A 23,333-nucleotide genomic window follows, 5' to 3' on the forward strand; every position below is an offset into this window, starting at 1 on the left:
CCTGAAGAAATGCCTGGTAAGACGCCAGGTATTTTATTATTCACGCTCAACTCTCACCCTGAACATTAATTAAGATCCCCGCTTTATTCTTGTTCATCAGGCACTGATGACCGGATAAAATACGCTGTATTAATAAATTTAACCCGCCAGAATTTCATTAAAAAATCTATTTACCTAAAATCGCGCATTTCTCCGGCAGAGCCAACCGGCGGTTTCTGTACCCAATGGATTTCGAGTTGCTTTGAGGCGGCAAAAGAGAGACAAATTCGTCGGGAACGAATTTGACCAGCCGAAGGCTGGCCGCCGGTGAGAGGCAGGAGCCTCTCATTAATCCCCAGGAATTTACTCAAGTAAGTGACTGGGGTGAACGAACGTAGCCAACAAAAAAGCAACTTGAAAGACGACGGGTATATACTCTTATTATCCAGCCGGGCCGACGCCTGAACCAGGGGATGATGTTGATGCGCAGAAAAATGATGAAGCCTGCGGTGGCCGTCGCCGCCCTGATGATGTCATCGGCGGCCCTACAGGCGGATGAAATTAACCTGTATTCGGTTAATACCGGCTCCTGGATTTACCATCTGTCGAACAACCATGGCCAGTACACCGAAGGTTTTGACAACCAGTTTGCCTCCGTTGAGCGCAGGTTCTCCGAAGATTCGCCGTACAGCCTGCTGGCCGGAACGATGAAAAACAGCTTTGACGATCGCTGCATTGCGCTGGGGGTTCGCCGCGACTGGGTCTCGTTGGGCAACGGCTGGGTGTTTAAGGGAATTTATGGCTACGTTGGCGAGTTTTTTTTCTCGGCCTTCGAGCACTGCGGCGATCATGGTTCTTATAAGGATTTTAAAGACGCCACCGGCATCGGCTTTTCTCCCTATATTTATCATGGTTTCCAATACAACTTTACCGATTATTTCGGCGTTGAAAGCGGAATTATTCTTCCCGCCGTCTTTGTGGTGAGCATACAGTGGAGTTTTCGCTAATACAGTGGCGAAAACCCGCCCGCTGTGGGGCTTTGAAAGAACCGTAATAAAAAATGAAGCTATCTTAAGGTTATTTTAATCTTCACCGCGGCGGTTATTTTTTTATAGCATTTTTCTCGCCCTTATCCGCCCGCGCTCAGTACATTTCACTTTTTTCATTAGATGGTAATTGTTTGCATTATCATTCACATTCCTCTGTGATTTAATCCTTGCCGGCCGGCGGCCAGTGACTCTTCGCCCACCTCTATTAAGGATTAGTTTATGCGTTTTCGTCTGGTGTCTTATTGCTCCGCTGCATTGATGGCTTCTTCCGCGTTTATTGTCCCGCAGGCGCTGGCGGCGGCCAGCAGCGACGGGATTGTGGTCTACAACGCGCAGCATGAAAATCTGGTGAAGTCCTGGGTTGACGGCTTTACCAAAGAGACGGGAATTAAAGTGACGCTGCGTAACGGCGGCGACAGCGAGCTGGGTAATCAGCTGGTGCAGGAGGGGACGGCATCCCCGGCGGATGTCTTTCTGACCGAAAACTCCCCGGCGATGGTGCTGGTGGATAACGCGAAGCTGTTTGCGCCGCTGGCGGCCGAGACCCTTCAGCAGGTCGCCCCGCAGTACCGCCCTGAGCACGGTCGCTGGATAGGCATTGCCGCCCGCAGCACCGTATTCGTCTATAACCCGGCGAAAATCAGCGAAGCGCAGCTGCCGACATCCCTGATGGATCTGGCGCAGCCGCAGTGGAAAGGGCGCTGGGCCGCTTCGCCATCCGGCGCGGATTTTCAGGCCATCGTCAGCGCCATGCTGGCGCTGAAAGGCGAGCAGGAAACCCTGGCATGGCTTAAAGCGATGAAAACCAATTTTGTGGCCTACAAGGGCAACAGCACGGTGATGAAAGCGGTGAATGCCGGTCAGATTGATGGCGGCGTTATCTATCATTACTACCGCTTTGTCGATCAGGCGAAAACCGGCGAGAACAGCAAAAATACCCGTCTCCACTACTTTAAAAACCAGGATCCGGGCGCCTTTGTCAGCATTTCCGGCGGCGGCGTGCTGGCCTCCAGCAAACATCAGGAACAGGCTCAGGCCTTTATCAAGTGGATCACCGGCAAGCAGGGACAGGATGAACTGCGCACCAATAACGCCTTTGAATACGCCGTTGGCGTCAACGCCGCGTCCAACCCGAAGCTTACGCCGCTGAAAGCGTTAGAGGCCCCGAAGGTTGAGCCGTCTTCGCTGAACAGCAAAAAAGTGGTTGATTTGATGACCCAGGCTGGCCTGCTGTAATCGTCCGTTAAAGTGAACACGCTATGTCTTCTCTGAGTTTCGCGCTCGGAAAAAAAGCCCAACGCCTGCCCGAGCGCAGGCGTCCTGCTTTTCCGATGATCGCGTTAGCCGTTCTGTTTTCTCTGCTGGCGCTTTTGCCGCCGGGTTTTGTTATTGCCGTAGGGGTCGATACCGGCTGGGAGACAATCCAGGCGCTGGTCTTTCGCCCGCGCGTCGCTGAGCTGTTGAGCAATACCCTGTGGCTTATCGCGCTGACGGTACCCCTGTGCATTGCGCTGGGCGTTGGCCTGGCCTGGCTGACGGAGCGCACGCTGCTGGCGGGGCGGCGGCTCTGGTCGGTGCTGGCGGTTGCGCCGCTGGCGATCCCGGCCTTTGTGCAAAGCTACGCCTGGGTCAGCGCGGTGCCGGCAATGCACGGCCTCTCTGCCGGGGTGTTTCTTTCGCTGCTGGCCTACTACCCGTTTATCTATATGCCGGTTGCCGCCGTTCTGCGGCGGCTGGACCCGACGCTGGAAGATGTTGCCGCCTCATTAGGTACGCCGCCGTGGCGGATCTTTTTCCGCGTGGTTTTGCCCCAGCTCAGGCTGGCGATATGCGGCGGCGCGCTGCTGGTGGCGCTGCATCTGCTGGCGGAGTTTGGCCTGTTCGCGATGGTGCGTTTTGATACCTTTACCACCGCCATCTATGACCAGTTCCAGTCAACCTTCAGCGGCCCGGCGGCGAACATGCTGGCCGGGGTGCTGGCGCTCTGCTGTCTGGCTATTTTGCTGCTGGAAGGGGCGTCGCGGGGGAAAGCGCGCTATGCCCGCATCGGTTCGGGCGCCGCGCGCGAACAGCAGCGGCAGCCGCTGGGCCGGCTGGCGGCGATCCCTCTCCAGCTCGCGCTGCTGACGCTGGTGATGCTGGCGCTGGGCGTTCCGCTGATGGTGCTCTGCCGCTGGCTATGGCTGGGCGGCGTGGAGAACTGGTTAAACGCCGACCTCTGGCTCTCCCTGCGGCAAACGCTGCTGCTCGGCGCGGTGGGCGCTCTCCTCACCACCGCCTGCGCTATTCCCATTGCCTGGCTGGGCGTTCGCTATCCGCAGCGCCTTATTCGACTGCTGGAGGGGTGTAACTACATGACCAGCTCTCTGCCCGGCATCGTGACGGCTCTGGCGCTGGTGACGGTCACCATTCACTACGCGCGCCCCATCTATCAGACCGAGTTCACGCTGCTGCTCGCCTGGCTGCTGATGTTTATGCCCCGGGCGCTGGTCAACCTGCGCGCCGGCATCGCGCAGGCCCCCGTGGAGCTGGAAAACGTCGCCCGCAGTTTGGGCCGCAGCCCCGGCCGGGCGCTGTGGAGCGTGACCATGCGGCTGGCGGCGCCGGGCGCGGCGGCAGCGGCGGCGCTGGTGTTTCTCGGCATCACCAATGAGTTGACCGCCACGCTGCTGCTCTCTCCGCTCGGCACCCGCACGCTGTCGACCGGCTTCTGGGCGCTAACCAGCGAAATTGATTACGTCGCCGCCGCGCCTTACGCGATGCTGATGATTCTGCTTTCGCTGCCGCTGACCGGCATTCTCTATATCCAGTCGAAAAAAATCGCAGGCCTGTAAATGCTTGAACTCTCCTCAATCTCAAAATCTTTTGCCGGTACGCGGGTGCTCGAAAACCTGAATCTGACGGTGGCCGCAGGCAGCCGGACGGCGATCGTTGGCCCCTCCGGCTCCGGTAAAACCACGCTGCTGCGGATCCTCGCGGGTTTCGAAACGCCGGATAGCGGACGCATTGTTATGCAGGGGCGCACGCTGTTTGCGCAGGGGACATTTATTCCCGCCCACCTGCGCGGGGTGGGCTACGTGCCGCAGGAGGGCGCGCTGTTCCCCCATCTGAACGTCGCGGACAATATCGCCTGGGGCCTCGACGGCAGCCGGCAGGAGAAATATCAGCAGGTGGCGGCGCTGATGGAGAGGGTGTCGCTGGACCGTCAACTGGCGAACCACTGGCCGCACGAAATCTCCGGCGGTCAGCAGCAGCGCGTAGCCCTGGCGCGCGCGCTGGCGCAGCGGCCCGCGCTGATGCTGCTGGATGAGCCTTTTTCCGCTCTCGATACCGGGCTGCGCGCGGCCACGCGCAAAGCCACCGCCGATTTACTGGCGCAGGCCGGGGTCGCGTCGATTCTGGTGACTCACGATCAGAATGAAGCGCTCTCCTTTGCCAGCCAGGTCGCGGTGATGCGCCAGGGACGTTTTGCCCAGGTCGGCACGCCGTATGAGGTCTACAGCCGTCCCGTCGATGAAGAGACCGCGCTATTTCTCGGCGATGCGCTGGTGCTGCCCGCCGAGCTTCGCGGCGGGCGGGCGCGCTGTGCGATTGGCGAAATTTCAACCGATGATCCGCATGCCGTCGGCCAGGGAAGGGTCATGCTGCGCCCCGAGCAGCTGGTTATCTCTCCCTCTCCGGCGGATGGACAGTCGCTCACCGTACGCGATGTGGACTTTAGCGGCCACCTGTCAACGTTAACCCTGGCGATGCCCGGCCAGGGCGAGCCGCTGATCGTCAAAACCGTCAGCCGGCAGTTATGGCGGCCGGGGGCGGCGGTACGCATTGAGGTGGTGGGCGAGGCGCGGGTCTTTGCCCGCTAGCGCCGACGGGCTATAAATCAATGCACAGATTCGCCGACCGGCTGCGGGAGCAGCACAGGGCGATCTGCTGCGCGCCGGCGGATTTCTCCGCCTCCGACTGCACGGTGTCGCGGTGGTCGACAACCCCCTCGATAACCGGCGTCAGGCAGGCGCCGCAAATCCCCATCTCGCAGGAGAGGGGGACGGCGACGCCGTTCTCCTGGAGCACCTGGGCGATGGTCTTATGCGGGGGCACCGGCCACCGCTCTCCCGAGGACGCAAGCGTCACGCTAAACGTTTCTCCCTCCTCAGCGCCGGCGGGCATCGCGACAGGCTGAAAGGCTTCGCTATGGATCAGCGTTTCCGCCCAGCCTTGTTCCATGGCGACCCGGCGCGCGGCGGCCATAAATCCCTCTGGCCCGCAGAGATAAATCGGATATCCGGTATGCGTCTTGTTCAGCGCGGCGGCTAAATGCTGCCGGGCGCTGTCTCCTTCGCAAGAGCTGTGAATCACCACGCTTTCGGCGCGGAATCGCCGCTGCAGTTCGCGGACAAACGCCCCCTGGGCGCGATTTTTCAGGTAATAGTGCAGCGTAAACGGCACGCCCTCCGCCTCCAGCCTTAGCGCCATCGCGTACAGCGGCGTAATGCCGATACCGGCGGCCAGCAGCGTCACCCGCTCCGCCGCCCGTAAGGGAAACAGATTGCGCGGGGGAGAAATCAACAGCGTCTGGCCGGGACGCAGCTGCTGATGGATATAGCGCGAACCGCCGCGTGACGCTTTCTCCAGCGCCACGCAGATCAGGTAGCCGTCGTCTGCGTCCTCCGGGCCGGTCAGCGAATACTGGCGGATAATGCCGCACGGCAGATGAAGGTCAATATGCGCGCCGGGCTGCCAGGCGGGGAGCGGTCGCCCGTCCCGCGCCACCAGCCTGACGGCGAGGTTCTGGCTGCCCTGGCGCCAGAGGCCGTCAACGGTAACCTCTACTACATCGCTCATGATGGCTCTCCACTTAAACGAGGAAAAAGTCGCCGAAGCCCATTTTTTTCAGTCCGCGGCGATAGGCGATGGAGCTGCGATCGGCGGGGATATGCGCTTCGAGCGTTAAATCCAGCGGCAGTCTCTCCGGGCGCTGGGTCTCCACCATCAGGCGATCTTCCTCAAAGACGCGCAGGTTAAAGGCGTGAACATCCTCTACCGGTACGTGCAGATCGAAATTACGCGCGATGGGCGCGAACATCCGGGTTATCCGCGAGGAAACCGGCGAGGCGGCGTTCATGATCACCAGCCTGGCCTCACCGGGAAAATGAATCGTCAGGGTGGCGGTAAACGGCAGATGCATCTCGAAATGGCGCAGCCACTGGAAGCCCTCCGGCGCGCGAAACTCGGAGCTGGCGGGATAGTTGCCGACCGAACTCCAGTAATCGGCGATAAAACCAAACGACGTCTCCTGCGGGTTATAGTTCGGCACCACCTGGTTATCCGGGTCGGCGAAAGTATCGGTATGGATCCAGGCGAAATGGGCGACATCCAGAAAGCCCTCTACCTGGCGCCCCGCAAAGCCGTTGACCTCAAAGGCCGGGCAGTTGATTTGCTGAAAGCCGTCGTCGTGCCAGTGCGGCATCACCGGCAGCGGCATCGGGTTCTCCGGGTCGAAGGCCAGGCAGGTCCAGATCAGGCCATAGCGCTCCTCAACCGCAAAGCTGGTGAGGTTGAGCTTCGCCGGTGCCGGCTGGTCGGGGCTGGACGGGATACGGTTACAGCGGCCATCTTCGCCGAAGCGCAGGCCGTGGTACGGGCAGACGATCCCTTCTTCATCGTGAAAGCCGAGCGTCAGCGGCACGCCGCGGTGGGGGCAGACGTCGCGAGCGACCACCACCTGGCCCTTAATACGATAGATCACCAGCTGCTCATCAAGCAGGGTGGCTTTTACCGGCGCGGGGCCGATATCGCAGGCGCGGGCGACCGGGTGCCAGCATTTCGCCAGGCGCAGCCAGTCCTCAGGCTCAAAGGTGCAATGGGCGGGTGGGGTGGGCTGTGGTCTGTTCATGGCTTCTCTTCCTGCTCACAAAAACATTTGTTTAATTGTTGTGAGTTTATTGTTGTCATATTAGGGTGTTGACATCCATCAGCAAGAATTCATCCAGCCGTTGCAAAAAAGAGAACAGGTCACCGATGAGCCCATTTTCACGTTTCGCCCTCTATTTTGCCGAAGTCGCCCGCAGCGGTAGCCTGCGGCGGGCGGCAGAAAAGCTGCATATTTCCGCCTCGGCCATCAACCGGCAAATCTTGCAGGCGGAAGAGGCCTTCGGCACGCCGCTGTTCGAACGCCTGCCGGAAGGGCTGCGCATGACCACCGCCGGAGAGCTGCTGTACGACAATCTGCTGCGCTGGCAAAAGGAGTTTCATCTGACGCGGCAAAAGTTTGATGAGCTGCAGGGGCTAAAGCGCGGCACCGTTAGCCTTGGCATGGTGCAGGCGCTGGCGGAAGGGAGCTTTGCCGCCGCGCTGGCGGATATTATCGGCAGCTGGCAGTGGCTCGAGCTGAATTTGCAGGTCGCGGATAGCCATACCGTCAGCCAGAAGGTGCGGCAGGCGGATCTTGATTTCGGCCTGATTCTGGATCCTGAAGGCCAGGCCGGACTGAGCGTACTGGCCTTTGCTGAACTGGAGATGGGCGCGGTGATGCGTCCGGATCACCCCCAGGCGCAGGCTGCGATGCTGTCGCTAGGCGAGCTCAGCGAGGAGCGGCATATTGTTCCCGGCGCGCCGCTGATCGTCCACGATCGGGTCGCGATGCTCTATCGCCATTATGATTTTTTCCCGGCGAACAGTATCAGCTGCAACGATATCCGGCTGATTAAATCGCTGGTGCTTAAAGGCGGCGGCGTGACTATTCTCAGCCGTCTGGACGTGCTGGAAGAGGTGAAGCTCGGGCAGCTGGCGTTTGTCCCGCTGCGCAACAAGCTGCTGCGCCCGCTCACCCTGGCCCTGTGCACCGCGCCATCGCGCCAGCTCTCCCGCCCGGCGCAGATGGCGATCCAGAAGCTGACCGCCGTGATGGAGGAGATGCAGGCCGGGACAGCGGCTTCCCCCCCCGTCTGCGTAATATGCCCGGCCTGAAATACTCTGCGGCCTGTTTCCCCGGTGGCGCTGCGCTGACCGGGCTACGGGTTCCTCTGCGTCTGCGATCCGGTAGCCCGGACAGGCGCGCAGCGCCGCCTCCGGGACGGTGTCGGGGTGATGCATCGGCGTGGCTTCTTCCCGGCTCGCGCTGCGCTTAGCCGGGCTACGAGCTGACCGGGGCTACGGGTTCCCTCGCATCTGCGATCCGGTAGCCCGGCGAAGGCGTTTACGCCGCGAGCCGGGAAGGGGGCTGATGCCAGCATCTTTACCCCAGCGGGCCGCCCTGAATGGTTTCGCACAGACCGTTGATAATCCGCTCTCCGGTTTCGGATTTCAGCTCCTGATACCAGGCTTCCGTCAGCGCCATATCTTTACCGTGGGTCACATCGCAGCGCTTACGCGCCTTCAGCACCAGGTCGCGCACCCGGTCGCAGCGCTGCGCTTCGTACTGGCGCAATACCTCGGTGATATCGCGGCTCTGGCGGAACAGATCCCCCAGCACCACCGCATCCTCCAGCGCCGCGCAGCCGCCCTGGCCGATATCCGGCGTGGTGCTGTGCCCGGCATCGCCCAGCAGCGCCACCTTGCCGCGAACCAGCCGTTCAAACGGCTCGATATCATGGATTTCAATGCGGTTAGTGGTCTGCGGGTCGAGGGCGGCAATCAGCTTCTGCACCTGCGGCGACCAGCCGCTGAAGTAGCGGCTGAGATCCGCGCGCAGGGTGCTGCGATCCTCGGCCAGCCCCGCCGGGAGCGGAACATCAAAGAAAAAGTAAAACCGTCCATCGGAGACCGGCATCAGCGACACCCGTTTCCCCTCGCCAACGAAGGTGGTCCACTGGTTGCCCGGCGCAATCGCCTCATCAATTTCCACCAGACCGTTCCAGTTAACGTAGCCCGCGTAGCGGCGCTCAGGGGTATAGCCGAGCACGTACGGGCGCAGCGCCGAATGGCTACCGTCGGCGGCAATCAGAAAATCGCCTTCAGCCATCGACCCGTCGGTAAACCAGACGCGAACCCCGTCGGCATTTTCTTCGCAGCGGGTGACGCGTTTACCAAACTGCACGGCGTCGCGCCCCCAGAAGTCGAGCATCTCGCGCTGCAGCTCGGCGCGGGAAACCGGACAGGGACGGCCGCCGGTGCGCGCCACCAGCGGCGCGAGGCTGAACTGCGTCAGAGTCTCCCCGCGCAGATAATCCTTGTAAGCCAGAAAATACATGGGGCCGCCGTAACTCTCGATAATATCCCCCATGCCTAAATGCTTCATGCACTTAACGCCGTTAGGCCAGATGGAGATGGCCGCGCCCACCGGCTTGATTTCTTTCACCGCTTCAAAGACTTCGCAGTGGATACCGGCATTTTTTAATGCCACCGCCGCGCTCAGGCCGCCGATTCCGCCGCCGATAACTAATGCTTTCATTTGCTTCTCCTTTACATACGTCGTTATTGGCTTGAGCAATTTGCGTACCACTTTGGCGCAGGCGCTGATTTCGCCGATTCGGGCTCCCCGCGACCGTGCGGTTGCACAACGCTGGTGCGCAGAGCGGGTTTTATTGCCTTTTTATGAATCAATAATTTCTAAATTTGCAATGGAGAATCTAATGTTTCATTGTCGCGCCGAGGTCAGACGCCAGGGGGCTGGCAAAACTGATGGTTTATCTGCTTGAAAAAACGGAATAAAATTAAATGTTGCGCAAATGTGAGCGAGTTTGGCCTGTTTTGTGCACCCGTTCCCGCACGCTTATTCGCAACGGGATGAAACGACCATGTCAGATGAAAAAAACGGCGGCTTACTGTACGGCCTTGAGCAGCGGATCCCGCCGCTCCCGGCTTTTTTTAGCGCCTTACAGCACGTACTCGCCGGGCTGGTAGGCATTATTACGCCGCCGCTGATTATCGGCGCGGCGCTGGGGCTGGGGGAGTGGCTGCCCTATTTGATCAGCATGTCCCTGCTGGCTTCCGGCATCGGGACCTTCCTGCAATCCAACCGCCTGTGGGGGATCGGCGCGGGCATGATCTGTATGCAGGGGACCAGCTTTGCGTTCCTCGGCGTCGCCATTGCCGGCGGTATGTGGGTAAAAGGGCAGGGCGGCACGCCGCAGGATATTATGGCCATGCTGTTTGGCGTCAACGTTGTCGCCGCGCTGGTGCCTTGTCTCGTCAGCCGCTTTATTGAACCGCTGAAGCGCATTTTTACTCCGGTGATTACCGGCAGCGTGATTGCGCTGATCGGCATTAGCCTGATTAAAGTCAGCGTCATTAACTGGTGCGGCGGCGAGCAGGCTAAAGCGTTTGCCAGCATGAGCAATATCGCCCTCGGCGCGGGCACGCTGGGGACCATCGTCCTGCTGAGCTGTGCGAAAAACCGCTGGCTGCGTCTCTCTTCGGTGGTGGTGGGGATTGCCGTCGGCTGCGCGGCGGCGGCGCTGAGCGGATCGTTCCAGCTTAAAGGCGTCGGCGATGTCTGGTTCCGCTTACCGCAGCTGTTCCCGTTTGGTTTTCAGTTTAACAGCGCGATTTTTCTGCCGATTGCGCTGGTGTCGCTGGTCTGCATTCTTGAGGCGGTGGGGGATCTGACGGCCAATTGCCTGATCTCTCAGCAGTCGATAGATGACGAGGCCTTTCGTTCGCGGCTGAAAGGCGGCATTCTTGCCGATGGCATAAGCTGCATGGTGGCGGCGATGCTGTGCGCGTTCCCCAATACCACCTTTGCGCAAAACAACGGCGTGATTCAGATGACCGGCGTCGCCAGCCGCTACGTTGGCCGCTACATCGGGGTGATTTTGATTCTGCTGGGCCTGTTTCCGCCGTTCGGCGAGATACTGCGCCAGATCCCGGCGCCGGTGCTGGGCGGCGCGACGATGGTGATGTTTGGCTGCGTTGTGGCGGCGGGGATCCGCATTATCACCCAGAAACCGCTGACCCGCCGCGATATGCTGATCGTTGGCCTGGCCTTCGGTTTTGGTCTCGGCATTGAAGCGGTTCCGGCGTTTCTGACCCACTTCCCGCCGATCGTGGGTAACCTGTTCGGTTCCGCGGCGACCAGCGGCGGGCTGGTGGCGATTGTCCTGAATCTGATTATTCCGGAAGAGAAACCGGCCGCGGCGGCGGCCACAAGGAGCACCGATGATCGCGCTGAATCACTTTAATCAGCTGAGCGGCGAACATGCCGTCGCCGTGCTGGAACCCTGCGTGGCCGTCTCCGGCTGGGCGGCGGCGCTGGCCGCCGGCCGGCCCTGGCGCAGCCGCGCTGATTTACTCAGCGCCGCCCGGCGGCTGATGGCGGCGTGGGGCGAAGCGGAGCTGACCGAGGCGCTAAGCGCCCATCCGCGTATCGGCGAAAAGCCCGCCGGGTCTCAGGCGCACGCGGCGCTCTCGCGTCAGGAACAGGGAAGCGTTGATGACCGCGATGCTGCGCTGGCGCAGGCGCTGAAAGAGGGCAACGCCCGCTACGAAGCGCGGTTTGGCCGGGTCTTTTTGATTCGCGCGAAAGGGCGCAGCGGGGATGAAATCCTGGCGGCGCTGTCGCGTCGCCTGCAAAACAGCGAGCGCGCAGAAGTCGAAGACGCGTTAGCGCAGCTGCGCGAAATCACCCTATTAAGACTGGAAGGAGCGATTGGCGAATGAGTACCTTAAGCACCCATATTCTGGATATTTCCACCGGCCGACCGGCGCAGGGCGTAAAGATTGCGCTGGAGCGCGAAGGCGCGCTGGTTGCCCGCGGCGTCACCGATGATAACGGCCGCATTGGCGAACTCGGCGCCGGGACGCTGGCACCGGGGCGTTACCGGTTGTGCGCGGAAATCGGCGAGTGGTTTGCCGCCAGCGGGCGCGAGACGCTCTACCTGAGCGCGCAGATTGATTTCGTCATCCGCGAAGCGGCTGGCGAGCACTATCATTTACCGTTTTTAATTTCCCCCGGCGGCTGGTCTACCTATCGCGGCAGCTAAATTTCCCCGGAGGCGGCGCTGCGCGCCTGTCCGGGCTATGAGTTCGGCGCTGTCTGTGGTCTGGTAGCCCGGACAGGCACAGCGTGCCGCCTCCGGGAAAGGGACTACTGCGCAGCCGCATCCCCCCACACGCGCTCGCCGTTTACCCACGTCTCGCTGATATTACGTTCATCGCCCAGGGTCATCAGCACGAACAGCTGTTCATAGATATCTTTGCAGCGCCCGCTGCGTAACTTTTGCAGCGGCGTGACCGCCGGGTCGATAACCACGAAATCGGCCTCTTTGCCGGGCTGGAAATTGCCAATCTTCTCGTCAAGGCGCAGCGCGCGCGCGCCGCCAAGGGTCGCATGGTAGAAGGCTTCGCTGGCGCGCAGGCGATAGCTTTGCAGCTGGCTGACCTTATACGCCTCGCCGAGGGTGCGCAGCATACTGAACGTGGTGCCCGCGCCAACATCGCTACCGATGCCCATGCGCACTTTGTTCTGCCAGCAGGTCGGTAAACGAAACAGCCCGCTGCCGAGAAACAGGTTTGACGTCGGGCAGAAGGCCAGCGCTGAGCCGGTCTCGTGCAGGCACTGCCATTCGGCGTCCGCAAGGTGAATGCCGTGGGCAAACACGCTACGCTCGCCGGTCAGCCGATAGTGATGGTAGACGTCAAGATAGTGCTCATGCTCCGGCCACAGGCTTTTTACCCACGCCACTTCGTTGAGGTTTTCGCTCAAATGGGTATGCAGCCAGGTATCGGGAAACTCTTCCCGCAGCTGCCGCACCGCGGCCAGCAGCTCCGGCGTTGAGGTCGGCGCGAAGCGCGGCGTAATGGCATAGCCGAGGCGGCCGCGCCGGTGCCAGCGTTCAATCAGTTCGCGAGTTTGCCGGTAGCTCTGCTCCGCGCTTTCGCTCAGGTAGTCCGGCGCGTGGCGATCCATCATCACTTTGCCGGCGAGCAGGCGCATATTCAGGCGCAGCGCTTCGTTAAACAGGGCATCCACCGATTGCGGATGCAGCGTACAAAAAACCAGCGCGGTGGTGGTGCCGTGGCTCAGCAGCTGGTTGACAAAAAACTGCGCGATCTCCGCGGCGTAGTCGGCATCGGCAAACTGGCTCTCCACGGGAAAGGTATAAGTGGTGAGCCACTCCAGCAGCTGCTCGCCAAATGCGCCGATCATCTCGGTTTGCGGATAGTGGACGTGGGCATCGACAAACCCCGGCAGCAATAGCTTACCGTGCAGGTCGCGATAGCCCTTCTGCGGGTGCAGAAAGCGTTCGCCCTCCTGCCACGGCAGCAGCGCCTGAATGCGTCCGTCGCGAAGAAACAGCACGCCATCCTCGAGATAGCGCGCCTGGCGGTCGATATCGTCGGCGCTCTCGGCAACCCCGGCGATATCGAAAAATGCGCCGCGAACTGCGGCATGGTAGTCCATCATCATAGCTGCCCTGTGGGTTAGCGAAAGGATAGGTTGATTGAGCAAGATTAATGCCAGTTTGCGCAGGCGGAGAGCCGCCGCGACGTGACGCCGCGGCGGGAAGGCCGGGTTACTCTTTCTGGGCGAGGGCGCTGAAGCCGGCGGTGGCGCCGACGCGCTCGTCGCGGGCGATCCAGCGGTAGGCCGCGCCGCTCAGGAAGACGCCGATAAACCAGCTAAAGTTAGCCACTTCGTGCAGGGCCGGAATAAAGCTGATGACCAGACCAATCGCGACGGAGGGCACCAGGGCGGCGATCGCTTTCGGGTTAAAGCCGTTGCGGTACCAGTACTGGCCTTTTGGCGTGTCGTCGAACAGATCGTTAACGGAAACCTTGCCGCGCTTAATGATGTAAAAGTCCACGATCAGGATACCGAACAGCGGGCCGATAAACGCCCCCAGCACGTCGAGGGTGTAGTGGATCAGCTCCGGCGAGTTAAACAGGTTCCACGGCGTCAGCAAAATCGATCCCACGGCGGCAATCATCCCGCCGGTGCGGAAGCTGATTTTCTGCGGCGAGCAGTTAGAGAAATCGAACGCCGGGGAGACAAAGTTGGCCACGATATTAATCCCGATGGTGGCGGTGATCATGGTCAGCAGGCCAATGGCGACCGCCAGGTCGTTGCCCACGCGGCTCACGGTCTCAATCGGGTCGGTGATCATGCGGCCAAACAGCGACTGCGTGCCGGAGACAATCACCACGGTCACGATGGAGAACAGCAGGAAGTTAAACGGCAGGCCCCAGCGGTTGCCGCGGCGGATCTCACCCATGCTTTTGCCGTAGCGCGAGAAATCGCCAAAGTTGAGCAGCGGGCCGGAGAAGTAGGAGACCACCAGCGCGGTGGCGGTGATCATCTGCCAGGTCTGCTCCCCGGCGCTCAGCGATTTGCTGGCGAGGGTAAAGGAGATCCCGTCAAAACCGGTCTTGTATACAATCCATCCCGCCAGCGCCAGCATTACCACGTAGACCGCCGGGCCGGCGATATCGATAAAGCGCTTGATGGCGTTCATCCCGTGCCAGAACACCATCGCCTGCAGCAGCCACATGGTGGCGAAGCAGAGCCAGCCCAGATGCGACAGGCCAAGGAAGCTGGAAGCGGTGAGCGTCGACAGCGAGGGCCAGAACTTCAGCAGCACCAGCATCAGCGCGTTGGCGGCGAGATAGGTCTGAATGCCGTACCACGCGAAGGCGATAAGCCCGCGGATCACCGCCGGAATATTGGCCCCAAAGACGCCAAACGCCTGACGACAAATGACCGCGTAGGGCACCCCCGCCATCTGGCTGGGCTTCGCCACCAGGTTGGCGCACAGCTGAACGATGCAAATCCCCACCAGCAGGCACAGCAGCACCTGCCAGCTCGCAAGACCAAGGGTAAAGAAGCTCGCCGCCACCACGTAGCCTCCCATGCTGTGCACGTCCGACATCCAGAAAGAAAAGATGTTGTACCAGCTCCAGTTCTGGTCGCGCGTCGGCGCCAGATCCTCATTGCAAAGCCGTGGGCTGTATCCAGCGTGGGGATCAGCGGCCTTAACCTGATGCGTATTTTGTTGATTTGGCATGAAACCTGCTCCTGTAAATGAACACCCGTTTAAATGGATTGCCGAGGCTGTTGCAGGAATCAGGCCAAAACAGTTAATTTTGTATGCAAGAATTAAATTTTATGTATACGATTCGATATCAAAAAGTGAAAGTCGGAGTGGTTAATGAGCAACCAACATCGTCTGCAGGCCGCGCCAGAGCTGCAGGATAAAGACGAATCCATCTATCAGGCGCTGATGACCGCGATCGTCGAGCATCAGCTGCCGCCGGGGAGCAAACTGCCGGAGGAGGCGCTGGCGGAGGTGTTTGGCGTAAGCCGCACCGGGATCAGAAAAGTGCTGCAACGACTCGCGACTGTGCAAATGGTCGCCCTGACGCCCAAACGTGGTGCACAGGTCGCCAGCCCAACGGTCGAAGAGGCGCAGGCGATCTTTCGTACCCGCGCGCTGCTGGAGGTGGCCAACCTGCCGGATGTGCTGACCCGCTGCCAGCCGCCGCACCTGGCGGCGCTGGAGGCCATTATCCGTCAGGAGCAGCAGGCGCATGAACGCTATGACGGCCCGGCGGCGATCCGCTATTCGGCCGAGTTTCATATTCAGCTGCAGGCGATCTCCGGCAATCAGGTGCTCACCGAGATGGTGACCCGCCTGAGCCAGCGTTCATCCTTGGTTATCGCGGCGTGGGGATCGCCGTGGCGTCAGGGCTGCCGCTGCGACGATCACGAACAGCTTGTCCAGCTGCTGCGCGACAAGGCGCTCCAGCCCCTGAGCGACGCCTTAAGCCACCATTTTGAACATATTGTCGCCAGCCTCTGTTTTGAGCGCTCTGGCGTGACTCTGCCCGATTTTGCCCGGCTGTTTGCCGGCTATAAGGAGCCGTAATGGCCGCTGTTTGTATACAAGTCATCAACCCCAACACCAGCCTGGCTATGACGGAAACCATCGGTGCCGCCGCGCGGGCGGCTGCCGCGCCGGGAACCGAGATTCTGGCGGTCTGCCCACGCGAGGGCGTGCCGTCGATAGAGGGCCACTTTGATGAAGCCATCGCCGCCGTGGGCGTGCTGGAGCAGATCAAAGCCGGTCGTCAACAGGGGGTAGACGGGCACGTGATCGCCTGTTTTGGCGACCCCGGGCTGCTGGCGGCGCGCGAGCTGGCGCAGGGGCCGGTGGTGGGGATTGCCGAAGCGGCGATGCATATGGCGACGCTGGTGGCCACCCGTTTTTCCATCGTGACCACGCTGCCGCGCACCCTGATCATCGCCCGTCATCTGCTGCACCAGTATGGTTTTCATGACCACTGCGCCGCCCTGCACGCCATTGATTTACCGGTGCTGGCGCTGGAGGACGGCAGCGGTCTGGCGCAGGAGAAAGTACGAGCGCGCTGTATCCAGGCGCTAAAAGAGGACGGCTGCGGGGCTATCGTGCTGGGCTGCGGCGGGATGGCGACGCTGGCCCAGGAGCTGACCCGCGAACTGCGCGTGCCGGTGATCGATGGCGTCAGCGCGGCGGTCAAAATGGTTGAGTCGCTGGTGGCGTTAGGCCTGTCGACCAGCAAGCAGGGCGATTTAGGGTTTCCGGAAGCCAAGGCGTTGAGCGGCAAATTTCAGGCATTAAATCCCTTTTAATATGAAGAGGTAGCAGATGGCATTTTTGGCAGACGATTACCCGCGCGATCTGCGCGGCTACGGCGGACAGCCGCCGCACGCGCGGTGGCCGAACAATGCGCGCATCGCCGTGCAGTTTGTTCTGAACTACGAAGAGGGCTCGGAAAACCACGTGCTGCACGGCGATGCCGGTTCTGAGCAGTTTCTGTCCGATATTATCGGCGCCGCCAGCTATCCTGACCGGCATATGTCGATGGATTCGCTGTATGAGTACGGCAGCCGCGCCGGTTTCTGGCGCATCCATAATGAGTTCAGCCAGCGGGGACTGCCGCTGACCGTGTTTGGCGTCGCCATGGCGCTGGCGCGTCATCCCGAGGTGGTCGAGGCGATTAAGTCGGCGAACTATGACGTGGCCAGCCACGGCTGGCGCTGGATCCACTACCAGAATATGCCTATCGAGCAGGAGCGGGAGCATCTTCATAAAGCCGTGCAGGTGTTAACCGATCTGTTTGGCAAACCGCCCACCGGCTGGTATACCGGGCGCGATAGTCCCCATACCCGCCAGTTGGTGGTGGAGCACGGCGGTTTTGATTACGACAGCGACTATTATGGCGACGATCTGCCGTTCTGGAGCGAGGTGGCCTGCGGCGACGGGACGCGTAAGCCGCACCTGATCGTACCTTATACCCTCGACGCCAACGATATGCGCTTTGCCACCGCCCAGGGGTTCAATACCGCCGAGCAGTTTTACACCTATTTGAAAGACAGCTTCGATGTGCTGTACGCCGAGGGGGCCAGCGCGCCGAAGATGATGTCCATCGGGATGCACTGCCGCCTGCTGGGGCGCCCGGGCCGCTTCCGCGCGCTGCAGCGTTTCCTTGATTATGTGCAGCAGCACGACCAGGTTTGGGTCTGCACTCGTCAGCAGATTGCCGACCACTGGCGCGACGTTCATCCGTTCCGGGGGTAAAGGCGTTCCCCGGGTCGCGCCGCAAGCGGCTTACCCGGGCTACAGCTCTGCAAACGGCCGCAATCCGGTAGCCCGGACAGATGCGCAGCATCGCCTCCGGGAAATGACGCCATCCTGCGCTATGTCCCCGGGGGCGGCGCCGGGCGCCCGCCCGGGCTACGGGTTCATCACCCTCTGCGGATCCGTAGCCCGGGTAAGCGCAGCGCAACCCGGGGGATACCGGGAAAGGCGCGAGGCTTAACTCATCAAACTCACCTGGGCGGCGACGATGCGCCAGCCGCAGGGGAAGCGCACCCAGGTTTGCTGCTGTCGGCCAATGCGTTCGCTGCCCTGGCGGGTGAATTCGGTGCTGCACACCGCGTAATCCTCGCCGAAGGTGGTGATGGTGGTGTGCCGCAGCGCGCGCTGCAGGCCGGCGGCCGGGCGGGCGGCGCGAAAGGCGCGGATTTCGTCGATACCGTAGAGATTTTCCCCGGCCCCCAGCCGCACCGTGCGCTTATCGTGCCAGAACAGCTCATCCAGCACCGCGATATCGTTGCTCACCAGCGCTTCCTCATAGCGGTAAAACGCCGCCGTCACCTCGGCGAGAACCAACGGGCGATTAATCTGCTCTTGCGTCATCATGCTGCTATCTCCACCGGGCGGGCGTCGGTAATGCCCATTTCCTCCAGCGCCCGCGCCGCGCGCAGACAGGCTTGTTCATTAAAAGGCGCGGCAATCAGCTGCAGGCCAATCGGCTGACCGTTCGCCGTACGCAGCGGCACGGTGACCACCGGCAGGCCAAGGAAGGAGATGGGCTGGGTCAGCATCCCCATGCTGGCGCGAATCGGCAGCGGCTGGCCGTTAATCTCCATGGTCTGCGCGCCGATGAGCGTCGCGCTGCTCGGCGTGGCCGGGGCGATCAGCACATCCGCATGGGCGAACAGGGCTTTAAACGCCTGCTGCGCGTGGCGGCGGAAGCGCTGGGCCTGAAGATACCAGGCCGACGGGATCATCGCGCCCGCCAGCAGGCGCTCGCGGGAGTTCGGCTCAAAACGTTCGGGCTGGCTACGCAGCGCGGGCAGGTACTGATTTCCGCCCTCGGCGGCGCTGATAATAAACGCCGCCGAGCGGGCCAGCTCCGCCTCCGGGAAAATCACAGCCTCATGCGCCGCCAGCGCCCCGGCGACGCGAGCGACGGCCGCACGGGCGTCGTTATCGCACCATGTCGTAAAATAACCGCCGAGGGTGGCGCAGCGCAGGCCTTCGAGCCCGCGCGACAGCAGATTCGCCGTGCGCTCGCTGGCCTTGTCGGCCTGAAAACCATCGCCCGGATCGCGACCCTGCAGCGCATCGTAAACCGCGGAAAGGTCGCTGACGCAGCGGGCAAACGGACCGATATGGTCGAGGCTGGCGACGAAAGGATGGCTGCCGGAGCGCGATAACCGGCCAAAGGTCGGCTTGAGGCCGAAGATCCCGCACAGCGAGGCCGGGACGCGAATGGAGCCGTTGGTATCGCTGCCCAGCGAGAAATTCACCAGCCCGGCGGCCACCGCCGCCGCCGACCCGCCCGAGGAGCCGCCTGCGATCCGCGAAAGATCGTGCGGGTTACGCGTCGCCCCGTAGTGGCTGTTCTCGGTGGTAAAACCGTAGGCGTAGGCATCCATATTCAGCATCCCGGAGAGCAGCGCGCCCGCGCTATGTAGCTGGCGCACCGCCCAGCTGTCGGCGGCGGCGGCGGGGCGATCGCTCAGCAGCTGCGCCCCGGCAAGGGTGGTATGGCCGGCGACATCGAACAGATTTTTCACCGCGTAGGGAACGCCTGCCAGCGCGGGCAGGGGCTTTTTTTCCCGCCGCAGGGTATCGATATTCTCTGCCTCAGCGAGCATGCGCTTTTCGCTGACGTGGGTCCAGGCGTTGATCTGCGGGTTAACGCGGGCGATGTTCTCCAGGGTGTGGCGGGCGATCTCTTTGGCGCTGAGCTCGCCGGCGGCCAGCGCGCGCTGGATTTCGTGAATCGTCATTTCAGGTAGCTTCATGCTTTATAGACTCCGGCGATTTCGACGCGATCGTCGAGGGGAAAGGCCAGCAGCGGCCCGGCCATGGCGGCGATGCGGCTAAACTGCACCCTGAGCTCTGCGCGCCGCGCATCGTCCAGCTCCAGCGCCAGCAGCTGTTCCATTTGTGTGAGGTAAGCGTCCCATTCGTTGTGCGGTGTGTTCATCATCAGCTCCTAATAGCCGGCGGCGGAGCCGTTGCTGCGCGGATCGCTGGCCCCCTCAAACAGGCCGTTGGGATGGCGTACAATCGCCCCGGCGTGGCCCATGGCTTCGCTAAAATCGGCCAGCACGTCAACGTCGTGCCCCAGCTGACGCAGGCGGGCAACGCTTTCGGCGCTGAAGCGGCCCTCCAGCTTGAGCGAGTCGGAAGTCTGCCCCCAGGTGCGCCCCAGCAGCCAGCGCGGCCGGGTGATGCTCTCCTGTAGCGGCACGTTTTGCATGACGTAGCGGGTGAAAATAGCGGCCTGAGTTTGCGGCTGGCCGTCGCCGCCCATGGATCCGTACACCATCACCCGGCCATCGTTCAGCCTTGCGGCGGCGGGGTTGAGGGTGTGAAACGGCTGCTTGCCGGGCGCCAGCGCCAGCAGGTGGCGCGGGTCGAGGCTGAACGATGCCCCGCGGTTCTGCCAGACAATGCCGCTTTCCGGCAGCACCACGCCGCTGCCGAACTCGTGGTACAGGCTTTGGATAAAGGAAACCGCCAGCCCGCTTTTATCGATAACCCCCATCCACACGGTGTCGCCCGGGCCTTTGCCCGCGCCCCACGGGGCCGCCCGCTGGTCGTCGATATTCTCCGCCAGCGGCTGCAGCGCCGCCGGCGTCAGCAGGCTCTGGATATCGACATCAAGGTGGCGGGGATCGGTGATATGCGCGTCGCGCAGGCCGAAGGCCAGCTTGGTCGCCTCCACAATTCGGTGGACGGTCATCGCATCGTCGGCATCGGCCATCGCCAGCCTGTCGGTGATGCCGAGGATCGCCAGCGAAACCAGCCCCTGGGTCGGCGGCGCGAGGTTCCACAGTTCGCCGTGCCGGTGCGCCAGCCTGAGCGGCTGGGGGCGGCGAGCGCGATGCTGCTGCAGGTCGCTAAGGGTGACGGGCAGCCCGTACTTTTCCATACCGCGGGCCAGCTGCTCCGCCAGCGGCCCGCGATAGAAGCTGTCTAAACCGTCTTCGGTTAATCGGCGCAGGGTGTTCGCCAGCGCCGGCTGCAAAAAGCGGCTCCCGGCCTTCGGCGGCTGGCCGTCCACCAGAAAGGTTTCGGCGAAGCCGGGCTGGTCGCGCAGTTCGCTGAATTTATCGGCGGTCGCGCTGGCCTGCGAGGCGGTCACCGGGATACCGCCGGCGGCGTAGCCGATGGCATCTTCCAGCAGACGCGTCAGCGGCAGCGATTTCCCGGTTAACTCCCGCGAAACCTTAAGCGCTTCGTCCCAGCCGCTGACGGTGCCCGCCACGGTCAGGGCCGCCTGCGGTCCGCGGTGGGGGATCTGCGCGAGGCCGGCGTAGGCCTGCGGCGTCGCCAGCGACCCCGCCGCGCCGCTGGCGTCAATGGCGATGGGATCGCCCTCGGGGGGCACGATAAGCCAGAAGCCATCGCCGCCGAGGCCGTTCATATGCGGGTAAACCACGGCGATGGTCGCAGCGGCGGCGACCATCGCTTCTATGGCGCTTCCGCCTTCGCGCAGAATCGCCAGCGCGCTCTGGCTGGCCAGATGATGGGGCGCAACCGCCATCCCGCGGGCGGCAACATGACTTTGCATGGGGTGTCCTCAATTAAGCGAAATGTCCGCAGAGGGTTGCAAAAGCTGTTCCATGTCTGAACGTAAAGTTTCAATCGTTGCCGACGATGCGCGTTTTTTGCCGAACTGGCATGCATTATGAAAGGCGTTAGCGGTATAGTGCGGTGAAACGAAAGTTACAGAGGTCTTATGCAACAGCTTGATGAACGACTGAAAGAGCAGTACCCGTCATTATCACCCCAGGAGCAGCGGGTGGCGGATTTTATTTTCGATCATTTTGATGACCTGATTAGCTACAACAGCGCCGAGCTGGCGCAGCTGAGCGGCGTATCGAAAGCCACGGTCAGCCGGCTGTTCAAGCGCCTGGGCTATGAAAAATATAAAGATATGCGCGATGAGCTGCGCACCCTGCGCCAGAGCGGAATGCCGCTGACCGATAATCGCGATGCGGTACAGGGCAATACTCTGCTGGCGCGCCACTATAAACAAGAGATGGCCAACCTGACACAATGGGTTAACGCGCTGGATGTTCAGCAGTTCGCCGAGGCGATTCAGGCGCTGGTCGCCGCCCGGCGTATTGTGATTGTCGGCATGCGTAATGCTTATCCTGCGGCGCTGCATCTGCGTCAGCAGCTACTGCAGGCGCGCGGGCAGGTACTGGTGCTGCCGCAGCCCGGACAAAGCCTGAGCGAGGAACTGGTGGATCTCAGCGCCGACGATCTGGTGGTGGTGATGGCGTTCCGCCGCCGCCCGCGAATTATTCGCCCGCTGCTGCTGCAGCTGCAGAGCAGCGGCATTCCGGCGCTGCTGATGTGCGAGCCGCAGGCCCACGGCCTGTTTCCGCTGGCGCGCTGGCGGCTCTGCGCACCGCTGGATAGCGTATCGGCCTACGACAGCTACGCCTCGGTCAATAGCCTGATCAATCTGCTGTCGAACGCCTTTCTGCACGAAATTCTCGATAAAGGCCGCCCGCGCATTCACGACATCGCCACCCTTTATCAGCAGCTGGACGAGCTGGAACAACGATAATGGGGCGCCAGCGTGGTGCTTTGCATGGTTTTGGTGCGATAAAATAATGGGGGAACGCGCGGTCGTTCCCTCTTAATTCCTCAATTTCCCTTGTTTTACGTTCGCTTAGCCAAGCGGCGGGCTAACCCGATGCGCGGCGCTTTATCTGGCACATTAGTTGCAAAAGTGACTTCAAAGAATCTTTTGTTTCATGCTAACGTAACGGGTAAACATCATGAAGAAACTGTTGATCGCACTGGCCGGGGCCGCTTGTCTGTTAACCAACCTCCCGGCGGCGAAAGCTGACCAGCTCCAGGATATTGAAAAGCGCGGCACGATCCGCATTGCGGTGCCGCAGGATTTCCCGCCGTTTGGCTCGGTGGGTACCGACCTTCAGCCGCAGGGCTACGACATCGATATGGCGCGCTATCTCGCCAAAGAGATGAAGCTCAAGCTGCAGCTGGTGCCGGTGACCAGCGCCAACCGCGTGCCTTATCTGCAAACCGATAAGGTGGACCTGGTGATTTCCAGCCTCGGTAAAAACGCCGAGCGCGAAAAGGTGATCGACTTTAGCCGCGCCTATGCGCCGTTCTTCCTCGGCGTATTTGGCCCGAAAGGCGCGGAGCTGAAAGACCCGGCGGCGCTGAGCGGTAAAAGCGTGGGCGTGACCCGCGGCGCGGTGGAAGATATGGTGCTGACCAGCGTGGCGCCGAAAGAGGCGCAGATTAAGCGCTACGAAGATAACAACACCACGCTGTCGGCCTATTTATCTGGCCAGGTGCAGTATGTGGCCACCGGCAACCTGGTGGTGGCGGCCATCTCCCGGCAGAACGCTGACAAGGCCCCGGTGCCGAGCTTTATGCTGAAGGATTCGCCGTGCTTTATCGGCCTGAAAAAGAATCAACCGGCCCTGAAGGCGAAAGTGGATGCGCTGATTGAGCAGGGCGTAAAAGACGGCACCCTGAACGGTTTGTCTGAGAAGTGGCTGAAAGCGCCGCTGCCTGCCAGCCTCGGCGCGTAAGGTCCGGG

The 23,333-nt window shown here is 61.6% G+C and carries 21 protein-coding genes and 1 pseudogene; 13 read left to right on the forward strand and 9 right to left on the reverse strand.

Annotation, left to right across the window (positions count from 1 at the left end; genetic code table 11):
• The first annotated feature begins 506 nt into the window (after nt 1-506).
• From F8562_RS26305 to F8562_RS26320, 4 genes are all read left to right on the forward strand, one after another.
• Entirely contained in the window at nt 507-986 is a 480-nt protein-coding gene (locus F8562_RS26305; protein WP_373271578.1) for a hypothetical protein, read from the forward strand.
• A gap of 261 nt (nt 987-1,247) precedes the next feature.
• Entirely contained in the window at nt 1,248-2,264 is a 1,017-nt protein-coding gene (locus tag F8562_RS26310; protein ID WP_014228750.1) for an iron ABC transporter substrate-binding protein, read from the forward strand.
• Between the two features lie 23 nt (nt 2,265-2,287).
• Entirely contained in the window at nt 2,288-3,862 is a 1,575-nt protein-coding gene (locus tag F8562_RS26315; protein ID WP_014228751.1) for an ABC transporter permease, read from the forward strand.
• Nucleotides 3,863-4,891 carry an ABC transporter ATP-binding protein gene (locus F8562_RS26320; RefSeq protein ID WP_014228752.1) on the forward strand — a complete coding sequence of 343 codons (1,029 nt, stop codon included), beginning with the start codon at nt 3,863-3,865 and terminating at the stop codon, nt 4,889-4,891.
• Between the two features lie 10 nt (nt 4,892-4,901).
• Here F8562_RS26320 and F8562_RS26325 read toward each other — a convergent pair whose 3' ends face one another.
• Entirely contained in the window at nt 4,902-5,870 is a 969-nt protein-coding gene (locus F8562_RS26325) for a PDR/VanB family oxidoreductase (RefSeq protein ID WP_014228753.1), read from the reverse strand.
• 13 nt (nt 5,871-5,883) lie between these two features.
• Nucleotides 5,884-6,921, reverse strand: coding sequence for a molybdenum cofactor-independent xanthine hydroxylase subunit HpxD (hpxD, locus tag F8562_RS26330; RefSeq protein ID WP_094909511.1), 1,038 nt, complete (start codon nt 6,919-6,921; stop codon nt 5,884-5,886).
• Between the two features lie 125 nt (nt 6,922-7,046).
• Here hpxD and hpxR point away from each other — a divergent pair, with 125 nt between their 5' ends.
• On the forward strand, nt 7,047-7,994 hold the full coding sequence (gene hpxR / locus F8562_RS26335; RefSeq protein ID WP_014228755.1) for a LysR family hpxDE operon transcriptional regulator HpxR: 948 nt from the start codon (nt 7,047-7,049) through the stop codon (nt 7,992-7,994).
• 268 nt (nt 7,995-8,262) lie between these two features.
• On the opposite strand, the gene hpxO is transcribed toward hpxR, so the two are convergent.
• Nucleotides 8,263-9,417, reverse strand: coding sequence for an FAD-dependent urate hydroxylase HpxO (gene hpxO, locus F8562_RS26340; protein WP_014228756.1), 1,155 nt, complete (start codon nt 9,415-9,417; stop codon nt 8,263-8,265).
• A 346-nt stretch (nt 9,418-9,763) separates the two neighbouring features.
• Here hpxO and F8562_RS26345 point away from each other — a divergent pair, with 346 nt between their 5' ends.
• Genes F8562_RS26345 through uraH form a run of 3 tightly spaced genes read left to right on the forward strand, consistent with a single transcriptional unit; the run spans nt 9,764 to nt 11,947 of the window.
• Complete coding sequence (locus tag F8562_RS26345) at nt 9,764-11,146, forward strand: nucleobase:cation symporter-2 family protein (RefSeq protein ID WP_014228757.1); 1,383 nt, start codon at nt 9,764-9,766, stop codon at nt 11,144-11,146.
• Nucleotides 11,124-11,624: a 2-oxo-4-hydroxy-4-carboxy-5-ureidoimidazoline decarboxylase gene (gene uraD / locus F8562_RS26350; protein WP_014228758.1), complete on the forward strand. Its 501-nt coding sequence runs from the start codon at nt 11,124-11,126 to the stop codon at nt 11,622-11,624. The genes F8562_RS26345 and uraD overlap by 23 nt, the downstream gene beginning before the upstream one ends.
• Nucleotides 11,621-11,947 (forward strand): hydroxyisourate hydrolase, encoded by a 327-nt coding sequence (uraH, locus tag F8562_RS26355; protein ID WP_014228759.1) that lies wholly within the window; start codon nt 11,621-11,623, stop codon nt 11,945-11,947. The genes uraD and uraH overlap by 4 nt, the downstream gene beginning before the upstream one ends.
• A 104-nt stretch (nt 11,948-12,051) precedes the next feature.
• On the opposite strand, the gene guaD is transcribed toward uraH, so the two are convergent.
• Nucleotides 12,052-13,371, reverse strand: a complete 1,320-nt coding sequence (gene guaD / locus F8562_RS26360; RefSeq protein WP_014228760.1) for a guanine deaminase — start codon at nt 13,369-13,371, stop codon at nt 12,052-12,054.
• 109 nt (nt 13,372-13,480) lie between these two features.
• Nucleotides 13,481-14,968 (reverse strand): NCS1 family nucleobase:cation symporter-1, encoded by a 1,488-nt coding sequence (locus F8562_RS26365; protein ID WP_014228761.1) that lies wholly within the window; start codon nt 14,966-14,968, stop codon nt 13,481-13,483.
• 144 nt (nt 14,969-15,112) lie between these two features.
• Between F8562_RS26365 and F8562_RS26370 the strand changes: the two genes are divergently transcribed.
• The 3 genes and pseudogenes from F8562_RS26370 to puuE all read left to right on the forward strand — a co-directional run bounded on the left by F8562_RS26370 (nt 15,113) and on the right by puuE (nt 17,521).
• The gene (locus tag F8562_RS26370; protein WP_014228762.1) at nt 15,113-15,829 is read left to right on the forward strand and encodes a GntR family transcriptional regulator; all 717 of its coding nucleotides are present in this window, start codon (nt 15,113-15,115) and stop codon (nt 15,827-15,829) included.
• Nucleotides 15,829-16,701, forward strand: a pseudogene (locus tag F8562_RS26375) (aspartate/glutamate racemase family protein); the annotation flags it as partial. The gene F8562_RS26370 and the pseudogene F8562_RS26375, both read left to right, overlap by 1 nt.
• A complete protein-coding gene (gene puuE / locus F8562_RS26380) occupies nt 16,589-17,521 on the forward strand; it encodes an allantoinase PuuE (protein ID WP_014228764.1) in 933 nt (310 codons plus the stop codon). The pseudogene F8562_RS26375 and the gene puuE, both read left to right, overlap by 113 nt.
• 237 nt (nt 17,522-17,758) lie before the next feature.
• On the opposite strand, the gene hpxZ is transcribed toward puuE, so the two are convergent.
• Genes hpxZ through hpxW form a run of 4 tightly spaced genes read right to left on the reverse strand, consistent with a single transcriptional unit; the run spans nt 17,759 to nt 21,317 of the window.
• On the reverse strand, nt 17,759-18,145 hold the full coding sequence (gene hpxZ, locus F8562_RS26385) for an oxalurate catabolism protein HpxZ (protein ID WP_014838039.1): 387 nt from the start codon (nt 18,143-18,145) through the stop codon (nt 17,759-17,761).
• Entirely contained in the window at nt 18,142-19,539 is a 1,398-nt protein-coding gene (locus F8562_RS26390; protein ID WP_094909512.1) for an AtzE family amidohydrolase, read from the reverse strand. Before F8562_RS26390 ends, hpxZ begins: the two co-directional genes overlap by 4 nt.
• Complete coding sequence (gene hpxX / locus F8562_RS26395) at nt 19,536-19,724, reverse strand: oxalurate catabolism protein HpxX (protein ID WP_004131209.1); 189 nt, start codon at nt 19,722-19,724, stop codon at nt 19,536-19,538. The genes F8562_RS26390 and hpxX overlap by 4 nt, the downstream gene beginning before the upstream one ends.
• Before the next feature lie 9 nt (nt 19,725-19,733).
• A complete protein-coding gene (gene hpxW, locus F8562_RS26400; protein ID WP_089046447.1) occupies nt 19,734-21,317 on the reverse strand; it encodes an oxamate amidohydrolase in 1,584 nt (527 codons plus the stop codon).
• A 168-nt stretch (nt 21,318-21,485) separates the two neighbouring features.
• Between hpxW and hpxU the strand changes: the two genes are divergently transcribed.
• Entirely contained in the window at nt 21,486-22,325 is an 840-nt protein-coding gene (gene hpxU, locus F8562_RS26405; protein WP_014228768.1) for a MurR/RpiR family transcriptional regulator HpxU, read from the forward strand.
• Nucleotides 22,326-22,539: 214 nt separating this feature from the next.
• Nucleotides 22,540-23,325, forward strand: a complete 786-nt coding sequence (locus tag F8562_RS26410) for a transporter substrate-binding domain-containing protein (protein WP_014838043.1) — start codon at nt 22,540-22,542, stop codon at nt 23,323-23,325.
• Nucleotides 23,326-23,333 lie beyond the last annotated feature (8 nt).

It is taken from the genome of Klebsiella sp. RCJ4 (assembly GCF_009025755.1).
GTDB lineage: Bacteria > Pseudomonadota > Gammaproteobacteria > Enterobacterales > Enterobacteriaceae > Klebsiella > Klebsiella michiganensis.

Bases quoted from the DNA above. Each gene is read 5' to 3' on its own strand.
- F8562_RS26305 (WP_373271578.1), top strand. From the start codon at position 507: ATGATGTCATCGGCGGCCCTACAGGCGGATGAAATTAACCTGTATTCG.
- F8562_RS26310 (WP_014228750.1), top strand. From the start codon at position 1,248: ATGCGTTTTCGTCTGGTGTCTTATTGCTCCGCTGCATTGATGGCTTCT.
- F8562_RS26315 (WP_014228751.1), top strand. From the start codon at position 2,288: ATGTCTTCTCTGAGTTTCGCGCTCGGAAAAAAAGCCCAACGCCTGCCC.
- F8562_RS26320 (WP_014228752.1), top strand. From the start codon at position 3,863: ATGCTTGAACTCTCCTCAATCTCAAAATCTTTTGCCGGTACGCGGGTG.
- F8562_RS26325 (WP_014228753.1), bottom strand. From the start codon at position 5,870: ATGAGCGATGTAGTAGAGGTTACCGTTGACGGCCTCTGGCGCCAGGGC.
- hpxD (WP_094909511.1), bottom strand. From the start codon at position 6,921: ATGAACAGACCACAGCCCACCCCACCCGCCCATTGCACCTTTGAGCCT.
- hpxR (WP_014228755.1), top strand. From the start codon at position 7,047: ATGAGCCCATTTTCACGTTTCGCCCTCTATTTTGCCGAAGTCGCCCGC.
- hpxO (WP_014228756.1), bottom strand. From the start codon at position 9,417: ATGAAAGCATTAGTTATCGGCGGCGGAATCGGCGGCCTGAGCGCGGCG.
- F8562_RS26345 (WP_014228757.1), top strand. From the start codon at position 9,764: ATGTCAGATGAAAAAAACGGCGGCTTACTGTACGGCCTTGAGCAGCGG.
- uraD (WP_014228758.1), top strand. From the start codon at position 11,124: ATGATCGCGCTGAATCACTTTAATCAGCTGAGCGGCGAACATGCCGTC.
- uraH (WP_014228759.1), top strand. From the start codon at position 11,621: ATGAGTACCTTAAGCACCCATATTCTGGATATTTCCACCGGCCGACCG.
- guaD (WP_014228760.1), bottom strand. From the start codon at position 13,371: ATGATGGACTACCATGCCGCAGTTCGCGGCGCATTTTTCGATATCGCC.
- F8562_RS26365 (WP_014228761.1), bottom strand. From the start codon at position 14,968: ATGCCAAATCAACAAAATACGCATCAGGTTAAGGCCGCTGATCCCCAC.
- F8562_RS26370 (WP_014228762.1), top strand. From the start codon at position 15,113: ATGAGCAACCAACATCGTCTGCAGGCCGCGCCAGAGCTGCAGGATAAA.
- puuE (WP_014228764.1), top strand. From the start codon at position 16,589: ATGGCATTTTTGGCAGACGATTACCCGCGCGATCTGCGCGGCTACGGC.
- hpxZ (WP_014838039.1), bottom strand. From the start codon at position 18,145: ATGATGACGCAAGAGCAGATTAATCGCCCGTTGGTTCTCGCCGAGGTG.
- F8562_RS26390 (WP_094909512.1), bottom strand. From the start codon at position 19,539: ATGAAGCTACCTGAAATGACGATTCACGAAATCCAGCGCGCGCTGGCC.
- hpxX (WP_004131209.1), bottom strand. From the start codon at position 19,724: ATGAACACACCGCACAACGAATGGGACGCTTACCTCACACAAATGGAA.
- hpxW (WP_089046447.1), bottom strand. From the start codon at position 21,317: ATGCAAAGTCATGTTGCCGCCCGCGGGATGGCGGTTGCGCCCCATCAT.
- hpxU (WP_014228768.1), top strand. From the start codon at position 21,486: ATGCAACAGCTTGATGAACGACTGAAAGAGCAGTACCCGTCATTATCA.
- F8562_RS26410 (WP_014838043.1), top strand. From the start codon at position 22,540: ATGAAGAAACTGTTGATCGCACTGGCCGGGGCCGCTTGTCTGTTAACC.